At 72.2% G+C, this 16,359-nt stretch carries 17 protein-coding genes; 10 read left to right on the top strand and 7 right to left on the bottom strand.

Going from position 1 to position 16,359, the window contains the following annotated elements:
• Positions 1-2,127: translation initiation factor IF-2 (gene infB / locus L6E12_RS10990; RefSeq protein ID WP_236227772.1), on the top strand; the 2,127-nt coding region annotated here is incomplete at its 5' end.
• On the opposite strand, the gene L6E12_RS10985 is transcribed toward infB, so the two are convergent.
• Positions 2,097-2,258 carry a hypothetical protein gene (locus L6E12_RS10985; RefSeq protein WP_236227782.1) on the bottom strand — a complete coding sequence of 54 codons (162 nt, stop codon included), beginning with the start codon at positions 2,256-2,258 and terminating at the stop codon, positions 2,097-2,099. The genes infB and L6E12_RS10985 overlap by 31 nt on opposite strands.
• Between L6E12_RS10985 and L6E12_RS10980 the strand changes: the two genes are divergently transcribed.
• Genes L6E12_RS10980 through L6E12_RS10970 form a run of 3 tightly spaced genes read left to right on the top strand, consistent with a single transcriptional unit; the run spans position 2,211 to position 3,920 of the window.
• Positions 2,211-2,507 carry a DUF503 domain-containing protein gene (locus L6E12_RS10980; protein ID WP_236227771.1) on the top strand — a complete coding sequence of 99 codons (297 nt, stop codon included), beginning with the start codon at positions 2,211-2,213 and terminating at the stop codon, positions 2,505-2,507. The two genes, L6E12_RS10985 and L6E12_RS10980, sit on opposite strands and share 48 nt — an antisense overlap.
• A gap of 28 nt (positions 2,508-2,535) precedes the next feature.
• Positions 2,536-3,000 carry a 30S ribosome-binding factor RbfA gene (rbfA, locus tag L6E12_RS10975; RefSeq protein WP_236227770.1) on the top strand — a complete coding sequence of 155 codons (465 nt, stop codon included), beginning with the start codon at positions 2,536-2,538 and terminating at the stop codon, positions 2,998-3,000.
• Positions 3,001-3,044: 44 nt separating this feature from the next.
• Positions 3,045-3,920 carry an alpha/beta hydrolase family protein gene (locus tag L6E12_RS10970; RefSeq protein WP_236227769.1) on the top strand — a complete coding sequence of 292 codons (876 nt, stop codon included), beginning with the start codon at positions 3,045-3,047 and terminating at the stop codon, positions 3,918-3,920.
• 42 nt (positions 3,921-3,962) lie between these two features.
• Here the strand turns inward: L6E12_RS10970 and L6E12_RS10965 are convergent, their stop codons facing one another.
• Positions 3,963-4,841 carry an SDR family oxidoreductase gene (locus tag L6E12_RS10965; protein ID WP_236227781.1) on the bottom strand — a complete coding sequence of 293 codons (879 nt, stop codon included), beginning with the start codon at positions 4,839-4,841 and terminating at the stop codon, positions 3,963-3,965.
• Between the two features lie 56 nt (positions 4,842-4,897).
• On the opposite strand from L6E12_RS10965, the gene L6E12_RS10960 reads away from it, so the two are divergent.
• From L6E12_RS10960 to L6E12_RS10940, 5 genes are all read left to right on the top strand, one after another.
• Positions 4,898-5,542, top strand: a complete 645-nt coding sequence (locus L6E12_RS10960) for a TetR/AcrR family transcriptional regulator (RefSeq protein WP_236227768.1) — start codon at positions 4,898-4,900, stop codon at positions 5,540-5,542.
• Positions 5,543-5,913: 371 nt separating this feature from the next.
• Positions 5,914-7,200, top strand: coding sequence for an ABC transporter substrate-binding protein (locus L6E12_RS10955; RefSeq protein ID WP_236227767.1), 1,287 nt, complete (start codon positions 5,914-5,916; stop codon positions 7,198-7,200).
• Entirely contained in the window at positions 7,200-8,144 is a 945-nt protein-coding gene (locus L6E12_RS10950) for a carbohydrate ABC transporter permease (protein WP_236227766.1), read from the top strand. Before L6E12_RS10955 ends, L6E12_RS10950 begins: the two co-directional genes overlap by 1 nt.
• Positions 8,145-8,157: 13 nt before the next feature.
• Complete coding sequence (locus L6E12_RS10945; protein ID WP_236227765.1) at positions 8,158-9,078, top strand: carbohydrate ABC transporter permease; 921 nt, start codon at positions 8,158-8,160, stop codon at positions 9,076-9,078.
• 25 nt (positions 9,079-9,103) lie between these two features.
• Positions 9,104-10,204 carry an ABC transporter ATP-binding protein gene (locus L6E12_RS10940; protein ID WP_236227764.1) on the top strand — a complete coding sequence of 367 codons (1,101 nt, stop codon included), beginning with the start codon at positions 9,104-9,106 and terminating at the stop codon, positions 10,202-10,204.
• Between the two features lie 55 nt (positions 10,205-10,259).
• Here the strand turns inward: L6E12_RS10940 and L6E12_RS10935 are convergent, their stop codons facing one another.
• The 5 genes from L6E12_RS10935 to L6E12_RS10915 are packed head-to-tail and all read right to left on the bottom strand — an operon-like array spanning position 10,260 to position 15,609.
• Positions 10,260-11,498: an MFS transporter gene (locus tag L6E12_RS10935; protein WP_236227763.1), complete on the bottom strand. Its 1,239-nt coding sequence runs from the start codon at positions 11,496-11,498 to the stop codon at positions 10,260-10,262.
• On the bottom strand, positions 11,495-13,018 hold the full coding sequence (locus L6E12_RS10930; protein WP_308074656.1) for a GMC family oxidoreductase N-terminal domain-containing protein: 1,524 nt from the start codon (positions 13,016-13,018) through the stop codon (positions 11,495-11,497). Before L6E12_RS10930 ends, L6E12_RS10935 begins: the two co-directional genes overlap by 4 nt.
• A gap of 19 nt (positions 13,019-13,037) precedes the next feature.
• Complete coding sequence (locus L6E12_RS10925) at positions 13,038-14,261, bottom strand: beta-ketoacyl synthase (RefSeq protein WP_236227762.1); 1,224 nt, start codon at positions 14,259-14,261, stop codon at positions 13,038-13,040.
• Positions 14,258-14,518, bottom strand: a complete 261-nt coding sequence (locus tag L6E12_RS10920; protein ID WP_035280621.1) for an acyl carrier protein — start codon at positions 14,516-14,518, stop codon at positions 14,258-14,260. The genes L6E12_RS10925 and L6E12_RS10920 overlap by 4 nt, the downstream gene beginning before the upstream one ends.
• Entirely contained in the window at positions 14,515-15,609 is a 1,095-nt protein-coding gene (locus tag L6E12_RS10915) for a beta-ketoacyl-ACP synthase III (protein WP_236227761.1), read from the bottom strand. The genes L6E12_RS10920 and L6E12_RS10915 overlap by 4 nt, the downstream gene beginning before the upstream one ends.
• A gap of 239 nt (positions 15,610-15,848) precedes the next feature.
• Here L6E12_RS10915 and L6E12_RS10910 point away from each other — a divergent pair, with 239 nt between their 5' ends.
• Positions 15,849-16,355: a MaoC family dehydratase gene (locus L6E12_RS10910; RefSeq protein WP_236227760.1), complete on the top strand. Its 507-nt coding sequence runs from the start codon at positions 15,849-15,851 to the stop codon at positions 16,353-16,355.
• Positions 16,356-16,359 lie beyond the last annotated feature (4 nt).

Genomic DNA, 16,359 nt, shown 5'->3' with positions numbered 1-16,359 from the left:
GGTCCCGGTGGCGCAGGCGGCGGCGGTGGCTTCCGCGGCGGCCCCGGTGGCGGCGGCGGTGGCGGTGGCTTCCGCCCGGGTGGCGGCGGCGGTGCCGGTGCCGGTGGCGGTTTCCGCCCCGGTGGCGGTGGCGGTGCCCCGGCCGGTGGTGGTGGCTTCCGCGGTGGCGGTGGTCGCCCCGGTGGTGGCGGCGGTCGCGGCGGTGCCGCGGGCGCGTTCGGCCGCCCCGGTGGTCCTTCGCGGCGTGGGCGCAAGTCCAAGCGGCAGAAGCGCCAGGAGTACATGGACAACATGCAGGCGCCCAGCGTCGGCGGTGTCCGCCTCCCCAAGGGCAGCGGCGAGACGATCCGGCTGGCCCGGGGCTCCTCGCTGACCGACTTCGCCGACAAGATCAACGCCAACCCGGCTTCGCTGGTGCAGGTGCTGTTCCACCTCGGCGAGATGGTCACCGCGACCCAGTCGGTCTCCGACGAGGTCCTGGAGCTGCTCGGCACGGAGATGAACTACACCGTGCAGGTCGTGTCCCCCGAGGAGGAGGACCGCGAGCTGCTCGACTCGTTCAAGATCAGCTACGGCGAGGACTCCGGCGACGAGGACGACCTGCAGGCGCGCCCGCCGGTCGTGACCGTCATGGGTCACGTCGACCACGGTAAGACCCGCCTCCTCGACACGATCCGCAAGACGACCGTGCACGAGGGCGAGGCCGGTGGCATCACCCAGCACATCGGTGCCTACCAGGTCGCGACGGCCCTCGAGGGCCGCGAGCGGCTGATCACCTTCATCGACACCCCGGGTCACGAGGCGTTCACCGCCATGCGAGCCCGTGGTGCGCAGGCCACCGACATCGCCGTGATCGTGGTCGCGGCCGACGACGGTGTCATGCCGCAGACGGTGGAGGCGATCAACCACGCGCAGGCCGCCGGTGTGCCGGTCGTGGTGGCGATCAACAAGATCGACAAGGAGGGTGCGAACCCTCAGAAGATCCGCCAGCAGCTCACCGAGTACGGGCTGGTCGCCGAGGAGTACGGCGGCGACACCATGTTCGTCGACATCTCGGCCAAGCAGGGCACCAACATCGACGGGCTGCTCGAGGCGATCCTGCTGACCGCGGACGCGGCGCTGGACCTGCGGGCCAACCCGGACATGGAGGCCCAGGGCGTGGCCATCGAGGCGCACCTCGACCGCGGTCGCGGTCCGGTCGCCACGGTGCTGGTGCAGCGCGGCACGCTGCGCGTCGGCGACTCCATCGTCGCGGGCGACGCCTACGGCCGCGTGCGCCGCATGGTCGACGAGTTCAACGAGGACATCACCGAGGCGACCCCGTCGCGCCCGGTCCAGGTCATCGGCTTCACGTCGGTGCCCGGGGCGGGCGACACGTTCCTGGTCGTCGAGGAGGACCGGACCGCCCGGCAGATCGCCGAGCGCCGGGCCGCCAGGAACCGGGCCGCGCAGAACGCGCAGAAGCGCAAGCGCATCAGCCTGGAGGACCTCGACGCCGCGCTGAAGGAGACCAGCCAGCTCAACCTGATCATCAAGGGTGACAACTCCGGTACCGTCGAGGCACTGGAGGACGCACTCACGAAGATCGACGTGGGCGACGAGGTCGAGCTGCGGGTCATCCACCGCGGCGTCGGCGGCATCACCGAGGGCGACATCAACCTGGCGATCGCGGACAACATCATCGTGATCGGCTTCAACGTCCGCGCGGAGGGCAAGGCCACCGAGCTGGCCAACCGCGAGGGCATCGATGTCCGCTACTACTCGGTGATCTACCAGGCGATCGACGAGATCGAGGCGGCCCTCAAGGGCATGCTCAAGCCGATCTACGAGGAGGTGGAGCTCGGCCGCGCCGAGGTCCGCGACATGTTCAAGTCCTCCAAGGTCGGCACGATCGCCGGTTGCATGGTGCTCTCCGGTGAGATCCGGCGGAACTCCAAGGCCCGCCTCATCCGCGACAGCGTCGTGGTGCAGGAAGGCCTGCCGATCAGCTCGCTGCGCCGGTTCAAGGACGACGCGGTCGAGGTCCGGGAGGGCTTCGAGTGCGGTCTGACGCTCGGGTCGTACAACGACCTGCGCGTCGGCGACATCATCGAGACCTACGAGATGCGCGAGAAGCCGCGCGCGTAGTCGGTCGACCCCGGGTGGCGCTGCGGCGCCACCCGGGGTCTCCTCGCCCTGTCCTCCACGAGCACACCCACGGTGATGTCACTTTGTTCGTCGGCGCCCTCGAACTGGATGTCCTGCTCGGTGATGTCCACTCACTCAAGGAGAAGCGCTCCGCGGTGCGGCCCGTCGTGGCCGAGCTGCGCAAGCGCTTCGACGTCGCGGTCGCCGAAGCCGGGCACCTCGACCTGCACCGCCGCGCCCTGATCGGGGTGGCCGCGGTCGCCGCCGAGTCCGGCCACGTCGGCGAGGTGCTCGACGCCTGCGAGCGGCTGGTGGCCGGTCGACCGGAGCTGGAACTGCTGTCGGCCCGGCGCAGGCTGCTCGGACCGGAAGACGACTGACCCGTACGAGAAAGAAAGAAGGAGCGTCGTGGCCGACGCACCCCGCGCCCGCAAGATGGCGAAGCGCATCTCCCAGATCGTGGCCTCGGCCATCGAGCACGAGGTCAAGGACCCCCGGCTGACCGGTGTCACCATCACCGACACCCGGGTGACCGGTGACCTGCACGAGGCCACCGTGTACTACACGGTCATCGGCCCCAAGATCGACGTCGAGCCCGACCACCAGGGCGTCGCCCAGGCGCTGGAGAGCGCCAAGGGCAGGCTGCGCACCATGGTCGGCCAGGGCACCGGCGTCCGCTTCACCCCGACGCTGACCTTCGTCCCCGACCAGGTCCCCGACGTCGCCCGCGGCATCGACGACCTGCTGGCCAAGGCCCGCGCCGCCGACGCCGAGGTCGCCGCCCGCGCCTCCGGTGCCGTCCACGCGGGCGAGCCCGACCCGTACAAGCCCCCCCGCACCAGCGAAGACGACGAAGACGACGAGGACGACTAGTCCGCCGACTGGTGCCGCACGCCGACACCGGCGACGATGCGCCCATGCCCGACGCCGAGCCGCCCCGCCTGAACCGCCGCACCGTGCTGACCGGGACGGCGGCGGCGGTCGTCGGGGTGGCGGGCATCGGCGTGTTCGGCAGGTGGCTCCTCAAGCCCAAGAGCATCGCCACCCCGGTCACCCCCACGACGGTGCCCCGCACGGCCCTCGACAGCCCCGCGCCCCCCGCGGTCCAGTCGACCCCGTTCCAGTCGAAGGCCCGTGGCCGCACGGTGAACGTGGTGGTCATCCGCCCGGAGGGCACCCAGGTGCGTGACCTCCCGGTCTGCCTCGCCCTGCACGGCCGAGGCGCCGACGCCACCATGTTCGCCAACCTCGGCGTCCCCGCCGCCCTCACCGCGGCGGTCACCGCCGGGATGCCCGCCTACGCCGTCGTCTCGGTCGACGGCGGCGACCGCTACTGGACCGCCGCCGACCCCGCCGACGACCCGCGGGCGATGCTGTCGGACGAACTCCCCGGCTGGCTCGCCGAACTGGGCCTGCGCCCGGAACCCGGGGTGCTCATGGGCATCTCCATGGGCGCCTTCGGTGCCCTGGGCCACGCCCGCACCCACCACCCCGCCGCCACCGCCGCCATCAGCCCGGCCCTGTTCACCTCCTGGAACGAGGCCAGGCTCCGCTCGGTCTTCGCCTCGAAGTCCCAGTGGGAGGAAGCGGAACCCCTCCGCCACACCCAGGACCTCAACGGCACGGCCCTCGGGGTGTGGTGCGGCACCGACGACCCCTTCGCCCCCGCCGCCCGCCAACTGGTCGAGAAGGCGAGACCCGAACGGGCGGAACTCACCGACGGCGCCCACGACGAGGAGTACTGGACGGCCGTCCTCCCGGACGTTCTGCGCTGGCTGGGCACCCACATCTGACCCGCTCGTCCGGACGACTCCTGATCGTCGCCGCCTGCTCCCTCAGCCGTGGTCGGCGAGCGCGACCCCCTTCGGGTGGTGGCGGCGCAGGGTGGCGGCGGTGACGCGGTCGAGCGTGCGGTCGGACAGCACCCGGGTCAGGCGGGTGAGCAGGGCGGCGTCCCGGCCGATGGCGTAGCGGGTGCGCGGCCTGCGGGTCGTCACGGCCTTCGCGACGAGTCGGGCGGCGGCGTCGGCGGTCAGGCCCGATGAGGTGCCCGAGGCCATCAGCGCGTTGACCGCCCGGACCAGGTCGCCGTAGCGCTCGTCCTGTTCCGGCGTCATGTCGGCGGCCAGGTCGTTCGCCGTCGCGATGCCGCGGGTGGCCATCTCCGTGCGGATGCCGCCGGGCTCGACCACGACCACCCGCACGCCCAGCGGCGCGACCTCCCGGCGGAGGGCGTCGCTGACCGCCTCCAGGGCGAACTTCGCGCCCGCGTACGCGCCGTAGGTGGGCATGGCGACCCGACCGCCGATCGAGCTGATGTTGACCACGCGACCCCGGCCGCGCAGCAGGGCGGGCAGCAGCGCCTGCGTGACGGCGACGTGGCCGAACAGGTTGACCTCGAACACCCACCGCCACCGCGCCATCGGCAGGGTCTCGACCGGGGCGTTCACCTGGATGCCCGCGTTGTTGACCAGCGCGTGCAGCGCGCGGGGGTCGTCGGCGACCCGCGCGGCGAGTGCTCCCACGTGCTCGGGTTCGGTGATGTCGAGGGTGACCGGCTCGACGCCGGTCGAGCGGATGGCGTCGGCGTCGCTGTCGCGGCGCACCCCGGCCAGGACGTGGAACCCCCGGCGGGCCAGTTCGCGGGCGGTGGCAGCGCCCAGGCCGGTGGAGGCCCCGGACACGACGATCAGCTTCCGATTTTCAGATGACATGGTCACCTCAACCACGCTACCAGTCCAGGTGACATCGTCAACTGTATGCTCGTCCCATGGCCACCCGCGCGGAATCCGCCGCCGCCACCCGACGCGCCCTGCTGGACGCGGCCGCGGAGCTGCTCGACCTCGGCGGCCCGGAAGCGGTCACCCTGCGCGAGGTGGGCGCGCGGGCAGGTGTGACGCGGGGGGCGCCGTACCGGCACTTCGCGGACAAGGACAGCCTGTTGACCGCCGTCGCGGCCGAGAGTTGGGAGCGGATCGGCGACCGGGTGCGCGCCCTGCGGCTCGACGGGGCCCTGTCGGCCGCCGAGAAGCTGCGCGGCGCTCTCCACGTCCTCATCGGAGTCGGCCGGGACCAGCCGTACGTGCACCAGATGCTGTTCCGGCCACGCGGGCAGCGGTCCGGGTCGCGCGGTGAGGGGTTTGATCGCGTCCGCCAGTTGTGCGCGCCGGTGGGTGATCCGGCCGTGGCCGACCGCGCGGTCGAGCGCTTCCGGGACGAGTTCCTGGCCGTCGTCGCCGGCTTCGTGGGGGAGCGGGACGCACGGCACTACGGCGCCCTGCTGCTGGCGGGCGCCCACGGCATCGCGAGCGTGGAGCTCGGCGGCCACCTCGGTGCGGACAAGTGGCACACCACCGCCGACGAACTCGTCGACACCCTCGTCCGCGTGGTCGCGGACGCGGGCGCGACGGCGTAGTCGACATCCCGCTGTCGGGGCGGACACCGGGGGTGACCTGCGGTTACGTCAGGTCTCAGAACGCCGGGCGGTGAGGTGACCGGAAGGCGGTCCACACCGTTGCGGCGGGGTTCCACCACCCCGTCCGGACAACTGGTATAAACCAATCCAGCAGTGCGGCTGTCCGTGTGAAGGAATACCCGGACTTGTTGACAGATGTTTGGTATCTGGCCAAACTGCGCAACATCACGCAACTGGATCGGGTGGTGGCGATGCGATCGACCAGGCTGACAGCCCTTGCTGCGGCGTCCGTGCTCGTGCTCACGGCCTGTGGTGGCGGGGGATCGGACTCGGGTTCCGGCGGCGGTGAGGCGCAGTTGACCCTCCCGGGTGTGGACGAGTACCTGAACGCGCCGTGTCCGGAGGTGGGGACCAAGCCCGCCACCGACAAGGAGTTCACCTACTGGTCGATGTGGACCGCCGACGAGCCGCAGGGGAAGGTGCTCGGGAAGGCGATCAAGTGCTTCACCGAGAAGACCGGCGTGCAGGTGAACGTGCAGTGGTTGGGGCGCAAGCTGCTGACCCAGAACGTGGCGCCCGCCCTGAACACCGACACCGTGCCGGACCTGTTCGACCAGGACGTCAGCCAGGTGAAGGCGGCGATCGTGGCGCCGGGTGGGACGCAGACCGTCGAGGACGTGCTCGACTACAAGGTCGGTGAGGGCGACAAGAAGGTGCGCGACGTCATCCCCGCGACCTCCTGGGACTTCCCGGCCAACAAGGACGCCGACGGCAAGATCTTCGAGATCCCGTACGAGCTGATCGGCAACGCCTGGTGGTACAACAAGGACCTGGTCAAGGACTTCCAGGCGCCGAAGACCATCGACGAGCTGTTCGGGCTGTTCGACAAGGCCAAGGAGAACGGGCTCGCCGCCGTCAGCCAGGACGGTGACATCGACTTCTACAACGCCTACTTCTACACCCAGATCGCCGAGCGGTACGTGGGCGCGGGCGGCCTGGAGAAGGTGGCGCTGGACAAGACCGGGCAGGCGTGGCTGTCGGACCCGAACCTGGCCAAGGCCGCCGAGCCGGTGGAGCGGCTGGCCAAGGGGCAGTACCTGGTCGACGGGTGGGACGCGGCGAAGTTCCCGCAGGTGCAGCAGCGGTGGGCCGACGGCGAGTCCGCGTACCTGTTCCTGGGGAGCTGGGCGCCGAGCGAGACCCGCGAGTACCTGAGCAAGCAGGGCGGGGACAAGGGCATCTCCTACGCCACGTTCCAGTTCCCGCAGCCCGACGGCGCCGAGCACAAGGTCGTCGAGCAGTTGCCGCTCGGGTTCGCCGTGACCAAGAAGGCCAAGCACCCCGAGGCGGCCAAGGCGTTCATCGCCTACACGCTGAACAAGGACATCCTGTCCGGCATCCCGGCGGTGGCCGACAACCTGACCCCGCGCGCCGACCTGGCCGTGCCGGACTCGCTCAAGGACATCAAGTCCGTGCTGGAGTCCGACGCCGAGCACACCATCTTCATGGACGGGCTCGACGCGCTCTCCGGCGGCAAGTGGGTCGAGTCGGTGTTCTACCCGCTCAACAACGACCTGCTCAAGGGCAAGCTGACCGCCAAGCAGTTCGTCGAGGGGCTGGCCGCCAAGCAGGCCGAGTTCTGGAAGACGAACAACTGATGGCCACGGTGACCGCGCCTGCCGGGGAGCGCACCTCCTCGGCGGGTGCCCACCTGTCGAGGAAGAAGCGGCTGTTCTTCCCGTTCTTCCTGCCCGCCGTCACGCTGTACGTGCTGTTCCTGCTGGTGCCCACCGTGGCGACGGTGGTCCTGGGCTTCACGTCCTGGTCCGGGGCGGGGGACACACCGCGGTTCACCGGGTTGGACAACTACGGCGAGCTGATCGCCTCGGACGCGTTCCGGTACTCGTTCCTCAACACCGTGCTCTACATCGTGGCCGGTGGGGTCGGGACGTTCCTGCTGGCGTTCCTGTTCACGATGGTGCTGCGGGAGATGCGCGGCGGCAAGGTCGTGCGGGCGGTCCTGTTCTTCCCCAACATCGTGGCGCCGGTGGCGCTGGGGATGTTCTTCGGGATCATCCTCGTCTACCGGCCCAACCGGCAGGGCCTGGCCAACTACCTGCTGGAGTCCGTGGGCATCGACGCGGTGAAGTTCCTGGCGCCGGAGAACATCACCTGGGTGGTGACCGGCTGCCTGATCTGGGCCAGCTCCGGCTTCTACATCACCATCCTGATGGCCGCGGTGGACCGCATCCCGCCGTACCTCTACGAGGACTCCGACATCGCCGGGGCCACCCCGTGGCAGAAGTTCCGGCACGTCACCCTGCCGCTGACCTGGGACGTGGTCGGGGTGGCCGGGGTGCTCTGGACGATCTCGGCGATCAAGATCTTCGAGCTGGTGTTCGTGCTCGCGGGCCCGGGCACCTACTCGCCGCCGATCCGGTCCTGGACCCTCGGCGTCTACGTGTTCGACCGCTCGTTCGGCGACCAGGGCGCCCCGCAGTACGGCATGGCCTGCGCGGCGGCGGTCGTGATGATCCTGCTGGTGTCGGTCCTGGTCGTCCTGCTGCGCAGGCTCATGCGCCGCGACACGATCCAGTATTGACGGGGAGCGCCTTGTGACTTCGACAGTGGACGAGCGGCTGGGCGGACCCGTCCGCAAGCCGCCGCGCAAGCCCAAGCCCGCGCCGACCGCGCGCGGGTTCAGCCCGCTGCGCGCGCTGGGCATGGCCGTGGTGTGGCTGTTCACCGCGCTCAACGTGCTGGTGCTGTACTGGCTGGTGATGGCGGCGTTCAAGTCGCCGATCGAGATCTTCACCGAGCCGTTCGCGCTGCCGTCGTACTGGATCGAGCGCGGGCAGGCGTTCCGGAACCTGGCCTACGCCTGGAACAACGCCGGGTTCGGCCGCGCGTTCGTGATCACCGTGATCCTGGTGGCGGTGTCATCGGTGGCGATCGTGCTGCTGGCCGCGCCCGCCGCCTACGCGCTGACCCGGCTGGGGGTGCGCGGGGCCGACGGGCTGACCAACTTCGTCGCCATCGGCATGGGCATCCCGTTCCAGACCGTGGTGATCCCGCTGTTCATCGGCATGGCCGAGCTGGACCTGACGAACAACCTGTTCGGGCTGTTCCTGATCTACGTGGCGCTGTCGCTGCCGTTCACCGTCTTCCTGCTCACCGGGTTCTTCCGGTCGCTGCCCGACGAACTGGAGGAGGCCGCCGCGATCGACGGCGCCTCCCCGGCGCGGACGTTCTTCACCATCATGCTGCCGCTGGCGCGCGGCGGGCTGATCACCGCGCTGATCCTCAACGCCATCGGCCTGTGGAACGAGACGCTGCTGTCGATCGTGTTCCTCAACGAGAACGCCAACTTCACCCTGGCCCGCGCGCTGTTCGCGTTCAACAGCGCGGCGAGCTACCAGTCCGAGTACGGCGGCCTGGTCGCCGGGGTGGCCATCGTGGTGCTGCCGATGCTCGTGCTCTACGTCCTGCTGGCCCGCCGGATCATCACCGGTCTCACCCTCGGCGCGGGCAAGTAGCCCCGGTCGGGAAAGGCAGTCCCCCATGGCAACGGTCAGCTTCGCGGGCACCACGCGCTACTACGCGGGCAACCCCGTCCCCGCCGTCGACGGCTTGGACCTGGAGGTCGCCGACGGTGAGTTCCTGGTGCTCGTCGGCCCGTCCGGATGCGGCAAGTCGACCACCCTGCGGATGCTCGCGGGCCTGGAGGGCGTCGACGGCGGCACGATCCACATCGGCGAGCGCGACGTCACCGACCTGCCGCCGAAGGAACGCGACATCGCCATGGTGTTCCAGAACTACGCGCTCTACCCGCACATGACGGTGGGGGAGAACATCGGCTTCCACCTCAAGATCGCCAAGATGGCCAAGTCCGAGCGCGAGAGCAGGGTGCGCGAGGCGGCGGCGCTGCTGGGCCTGACCGAGTACCTCGACCGCAAGCCCGCCAAGCTCTCCGGCGGCCAGCGCCAGCGGGTGGCGATGGGCCGGGCGATCGTGCGCTCCCCGCAGGTCTTCTGCATGGACGAGCCGCTGTCCAACCTGGACGCGAAGCTGCGCGTGCAGACCCGCACGCAGATCGCCTCGTTGCAGCGGCGGCTGGGCGTCACGACGATCTACGTCACCCACGACCAGGTCGAGGCGATGACGATGGGCGACCGGGTGGCGGTGCTCAAGGACGGTCTCCTGCAACAGTGCGATACGCCGATCGGCCTGTTCGGCAAGCCCGCCAACCTCTTCGTCGCCGGGTTCATCGGCTCCCCGGCGATGAACCTGATCGTCGGGGCGGTGTCCGGGGAGTCGGCGGAGGTGGACGGTTCCGCGATCCCGCTGACCCCGGCCCAGCGCTCGGCGCTGACCTCGGAGGCGGTCGTCGTCGGCGTGCGCCCCGAGGGCTGGGAGATCAAGGCCCCCGGTGACGGCATCCCCGCCACGGTCGAGGTCGTGGAGGAACTGGGCAGCGACCAGTACCTGTACTGCTCGACGTCGACCTCCCGGGTGGCGGTGGACGGCGGCGCCCCGGAGCCCATCGCGGTCCGCGCCCCCGGCATGTCCCCGTGGCAGCGCGGCGAGAAGCTCGGCCTGGTCCCGGTCCCGGGCGCGGTGCACCTCTTCGACGCCGCCACCGGCGCTCGCCTGCCCGACTGACCCCGGACACGGCGAACGGGCCGCCCCCGCATCGGAGGCGGCCCGTCCGGCTGGGTCAGGGGACGTTCTTGATGCGCTGCACCAGGACCGCGCCCAGCAGCCCCAGCAGCGCCGTGACCGCGAACAGCGCCGGGTACCCGCCGAGCGAGGACACCAGCGGGGCGGCGATGACCGGGCCGAGCACGTGCGGCAGCGAGTTCGCCACGCTGATCACCCCGAGGTCCCGGCCGCGGTCGCCGTCGGTCGGCAGGACCTGGGTGATCAGCGCCTGGTCCACCGACACGTACACCCCGTACCCGAGCCCCAGCAGGACCGCCGACAGCACGGTCACCGGCCACGTCGGCCACACCGCCAGCGGCGCCGACCCGGCCGCGATCACCAGCCCCGCCGCCGTCACCAGCCCCTTGCGCCTGCCCAGCCGGTCCGACACCACCCCGCCGACGAACGCCGACACCACGATGCCGACGGTGTAGATCAGCACCAGCAGCAGCAGGCCCTGCTCGGCGCGCTTGCCCGGGAACAGCTCCGCGTACCTGATCTCGTCGCGCAGGAAGTACAGCAGGTACAGGGTGCCGGTGGCGTTGCCGAGCTGGATCAGGAACCGCGTCAGCCAGGCCCACCGGAAGTCCGCGTCGGTGCGCAGGCCGGTGGTGAACGACGCCAGGAACCCGCGCAGCCGCAGCGGGGGCAGCGCCACGGCGGCCCGGTCGTCGCGGACCCAGAACAGGAACGGCAGCACCAGCACCAGCAGCACCCCGGCGACGAGCGCGTACCCGCCCACCACCAGCGTCACCAGCGCCGTGCCCGCCAGCGTCGCCAGCGGCTGGGTCGCGCCGACCCAGGCGCTGACGACCCCGCGCTGCCGCACCGGGACCTGGTCGGGGACGGTGGCGACCAGCCCGGCCAGCATCGCGCTCAGCGCCGCCTGCACCACGACCCAGCCCGCGGCGACCCCGGCCACCGTCGACTGGCCCAGCAGGAACAGCAGGCCCGCCACGGCCAGGACCGCGCCACCGGCCACCCACGGCTTGCGCCTGCCGAAGCGGGAGGTGGTGCGGTCGGACAGGGCGCCCGCCAGCGGGTTGGCGACCACGGCCACCAGCGCGCCGAGCCCGGTCACGAACCCGAGCGCCGACTCCTTGTCCGCGGGCGCGATGACCGCGAGCTGCTGCGCCAGCAGCACCTGGACCGGGGTGTAGAGCGCGGTCCACAGGCCCAGGCTGGCCAGGGCCACGCCGCCGACGAACCGCCCGCCGACCCGCGGCGGCGCCGAGACCGGCGCGACCGCGGTCACGAGGCCGCCCCGAGGAACGCCGCCGCCCGCTCACCGGCCAGCAGCGCGGGCGCGTGGGTGTTGCCGGTGGTCACCGCGGGGAAGATCGAGGCGTCGGCGACGGTGAGGCCGTCCACGCCGCGCACGCGCAGCCGCGGGTCGACGACGGCGTCCGCGTCGACGCCCATCTTGCAGGTGCCGACCTGGTGGTGGTAGGTCGAGACCGTGCGGCGCACGTAGGTGGCGAGGTCCTCCGCGCCCGGGTGCGCCTCCACCGAGCCCCACTCCGCGCGCAGGCCCGGGGCGGCGCCGATCTCCCGGCACAGCTCGACCGCGGCGGTGAGGGCGCGCAGGTCGGTGTCGGTGCCGAGGGTGTTCGGGTCGATGCGCAGCTCGTCGGTGGCTGCGGGCCCGGACAGCCGGATCGAGCCGCGGCTGGTGGGGCGGACGAGACCGGCCTGGAGGGTGAAGCCGCGCATCGGACCGGTGGCGCCCTCCGGGTACATCGGGACCGGGAAGTGCAGCGGCTGCACGTCGGGCACCGCCAAGCCGGGCCTGCTGCGCCAGAACAGGTGCGTCTGGGCCGGGCCCAGGCCCGCCGACGGGCGGCCGGGGTCGCGCTCGGTGGTGAACACGACCGGCACCAGCACGTGGTCGTGCAGGTTGCGCCCGACCCCCGGCAGGTGCACCCGCGGGGTGACGCCCACCGACCGCAGGTGCTCGGCGTCGCCGATCCCGGAGAGCATCAGCAGCTTCGGCGACTCGACCGCGCCCGCGCTGACGACGACCTCCGCCGCGGTGGCCCGGCGCACCTGCCCGTCGCGGACGTACTCCACGCCGACGCAGCGGGTGCCGTCGAACAGCAGCCTGCTCGCCCGCGCGTCGGTCTCCACGACCAGGTTCGGGTTGTCGTAGACCGGTTGCAGGTAGGCGACCGCGGAACTGGCCCGGCGACCGCCGGAGATGGTGAACTGCACGCGGGACACGCCGTCGGGGACACCGCTGTTGTAGTCCGGGTTGTACCCGATGCCGGTCTCCACCGCCGCGTCCACCAGTGCGTCGTGGATGGGGTCGGTGGCGTACTTGCTGAGCACCGGCAGCGGGCCGCCGGTGCCGTGCAGCTCGCTCGCGCCCGCGTCGAAGTCCTCGATGTCGCGGTACACCGGCAGCACGTCGTCCCACGCCCACCCGTCGTTGCCCAGGTAGGCCCAGTGGTCGTAGTCGGCCGCCGCGCCGCGGGCGTAGACCATCGCGTTGAGCGAGCCGGACCCGCCCACGACCCGGCCGCGCGGCCAGTGCAGGCGGCGGCCCGCGGCGTGCTCCTGCGGGTCGGTCCGGTAGGCCCAGTCGCGCGGGCCGAACCACAGCTCGCCGAAGCGGCGCGGGTCGTGGATGGTCTCGTCGGTGTCGCGCCCGCCCGCCTCCAGCAGCAGCACGCGCGCGCCCCGGTCGACCATCCGCCGCGCCACCACGCACCCAGCCGATCCGGCGCCCACGACGATCACGTCGTGGGAGCGGTCCTGTGTGGTCGATCCGGTCACTGTGCCGCTCCTGTCGGGGTCAGGCGGAGGTGAAGACCAGGACGGCGTTCTGGCCGCCGAAGCCGAAGGAGTTGCTCAGCGCGACCTCGGTCCGCTGCGCGCGCGGCGCCCCGGTGACGATGTCGAGCTCGACCTTCGGGTCCTGGTTGGCCAGGTTGGCCGTGGGCGGGACGGTGGAGTTCTCGATGGTCAGCACGGTCAGCGCCGCCTCGATCGCCCCGGCGGCGCCGAGGGTGTGCCCGACGACGCCCTTGGTGGAGGTGACCGCGGCCCGGTGGCCGAGCAGGTCGCGCAGCACCGCGGCCTCGGTCTGGTCGTTGAGCGGGGTCGAGGTGCCGTGCGCGTTGACGTGGTCGACGTCGTCCGGGCCGACCCCGGCGGCGGTCATCGCCATCCGCGTGGCCTGCTTGACGCCGCGGCCATCGGGGTCGGGCTGGGTCATGTGGAAGGCGTCGGCGGAGGCGCCGTACCCGGCGACCCTGGCCCGCACCTTCGCGCCGCGGGCGCGGGCGTCGGCCTCGCGCTCGAGCACCAGGATGCCGCTGCCCTCGCCGACGACGAACCCGTCGCGGTCGACGTCGAAGGGCCGGGAGGCGGCGCCCGGGTCGTCCAGCCTGCGCGAGAGCGCGCCCATCTGGGCGAAGCCGGTGACGATGAGCGGGCTGACCCCGGCCTCGGCGCCACCGGTGATGACGACGTCGCACACGTCGTCGCGCAGCAGCGACAGCGCGGTGCCGATCGCGGTGGCACCGGAGGCGCACGCGGTGGCGGTGACGAAGTTGGGGCCGGTCGCCCCGAGGTCCATGGCCAGGTGGCCCGCGACCATGTTGGGCACCAGCATCGGGATCAGCAGCGCCGAGACCGAGGTCGCCCCGGTCTCCAGGAGCCTGCGGTGCTGCTGCTCCCAGGTGCTCACCCCGCCCAGGCCGCAGCCGACCACGACGCCGACCCGGGCGCCGTCCCAGGTGCGCGGGTCCAGCCCGGCGTCGGCGACGGCCTCGCGGGCGGCCACGATGGCGAGCTGCACGAACCGGTCGTGGCTGAGCGAGCTGCGCCGACCCACCAGCTTGTTCGCCGAGAAGTCCGGCACCGTGCAGGCGATGTCGACCGGGAGGCCCGCCAGGGCGGGGGCGTGCGCGGCGGTGGAGACCCCCGAGCACACCCCCGCCCAGCTCGCCTCGGCGCCGATCCCGGCCGCGGTCACCAGGCCCAGCCCGGTGACCGCGATCGACGCGTCGTTCACGAGGACTTCGCCGCCGTGGCCTCGAGGACCTGCGCGGCGATGGCCTCGGCGGCGTGGCCGATGGTGTCGCGCGGGGACGCGGTGTCCTCGCTGATCTCCACCCCGGTCTCGGTCTGGATGACGACCAGCAGCTCCACCAGGAACAGCGAGTCCATGTCCAGGTCCTCGAAGGTCACCTCGGGGGAGATCTCGGCGCGGTCGACCTCGAAGCGGGTGACCAGCAGGTCGACGAGGGTGTCGTACATGGGTGAGGTCATCGGGTGCTCTCCTCGGATCGGGATCGGGATCGGGACAGGGGTGGTGCCGTGGATGTGCTCTGCGCGGACCCGGCCAGGTGCGGCCAGGTCAGCACGGTGGAGCCCCAGGTGAGCCCGCCGCCGAAGGCGGTGAGCAGCAGCCGGTCGCCGGTGTGCAGGCGCCCGGCCGCCCTGGCCTGGTCCAGGGCCAGCGGGATGGAGGCCGCGGAGGTGTTGCCGACCTCGGCGATGTTGGTGATGCTGCGCTCGCGCGGGACGCCGATGTCGTCGGCGAGCCGGTTGAGGATGCGGATGTTGGCCTGGTGCCCGACCAGGTGGTCCACCTCGTCGACCCGCCACCCGGCCTGGTCGAGCACGGCGCGGGAGGACTTGGCCATGTGGCGCACCGCCTGCCAGAAGACCTGCTTGCCCGCCATGGCGAAGTAGCGGTCGCCCGCCTCGGCCGGGCGGCCGGACAGCCGCTGCTCGGCGCCGCCGCCGCGCACGGTGATCAGGTCCACGCCGTCGCCGTCGCTGCCCAGGTCGAACGGGCCGACGGCGCCGGGCTCGCCCTCCTCGCCCGCGCGCAGCACGACCGCGCCCGCGGCGTCGCCGAAGATGACCGACGTGGTGCGGTCGGCCGGGTCCAGGATGCTGGAGTAGGTCTCCGCGCCCACCAGCAGCACCCGGCGCGCGGCGCCCGCGGCGATCAGCCCGGCCGCGGTGGCCAGGCCGTAGACGAAACCGGTGCACACCGCCGAGACGTCGAACGCGGCGGCGCCGGAGAGGCCGAGCTTGGCGGCCACCACCGGGGCGGTGCCGGGGCACGGGCGGTCGGGGGTGGTGGTGGCGACCACCACGGTGTCCACACCGTCCACACCGGACGAATCGGCGTCGGCGAGAGCGCGGGCGCCCGCCGCGGCGGCCAGGTCCGAGGTGGTGGTGCCGGGATCGGTGAAGTGCCGGGCGCCGATGCCGGTGCGGGTGCGGATCCACTCGTCGGAGGTGTCCAGGGTGGCGCTGAGCATGTCGTTGCTGACCCGGCGCGCGGGCAGGAAGCTGCCCGTGCCGCACAGGACCGCGGCCCGCGCTGGGGCTGGCGGTGCTGCCACGTCGATCCTCCTTCGGGCAGGGTCGGGGTTTCGGGTCCAGCCTGTGCCCCGGCGCTGACGGCGCGTTGACGGGGCGGTAACGGGGGGCCGGGGCGACCTCACCGTCATCCCGCGGTCACCGTGCGGTCAGCGCCGGGGCCCTAGCATTCGGCTCGTCCGAGGGGAAGCGGGCCCGCCGCGGTGGCGGCCCCGCGCCGGACAGTCCCATGTAGACAACTCCACGAGACCGGAGCGGTGCGATGAGGATCTTCCAGAGCGTGGGCGAGCTGTCCGCCGCCGCGGGCGAGGACCTGGGGGTCAGCGACTGGCACGAGGTCACCCAGGCCGAGGTGGACCTGTTCGCCGAGGCCACCGGGGACCGGCAGTGGATCCACACCGACCCCGAGCGCGCCGCCACCGGCCCGTTCGGGCGCACCGTCGCCCACGGGTACTACCTGCTGTCGGTGTTCCCCGCGCTGCTCGACGAGGTGTTCGCCATCCGGGGCGTCGGGTCGGTGGTCAACACCGGCGTCGATGCGCTGCGCTTCCACCGGCCGGTGCCGGTCGGCAGCCGCATCCGGGCCATGGCCCGGCTCGCCGAGGTGCGGGTGAGCAGGCGCGGGGTGGCCGAGCTGGAGGTGGAGGCGGGCATCCACGTCGAGGGGATGCCCGAGCCCGCCACCACCGCCGTCCTGCACAGCATGGTCCGGCCGCCGCGCGGCGCGGCGGTGACCGGTGCGGCCCCCGTCGCCGCGGCGACCGGCTGACCCG

Source organism: Actinokineospora sp. PR83, from assembly GCF_021056305.1.
Classification (GTDB): domain Bacteria; phylum Actinomycetota; class Actinomycetes; order Mycobacteriales; family Pseudonocardiaceae; genus Actinokineospora; species Actinokineospora spheciospongiae.
Note: the sequence above shows the minus strand (reverse complement) of the source record. Positions and strands in the feature narration are given on the sequence as shown.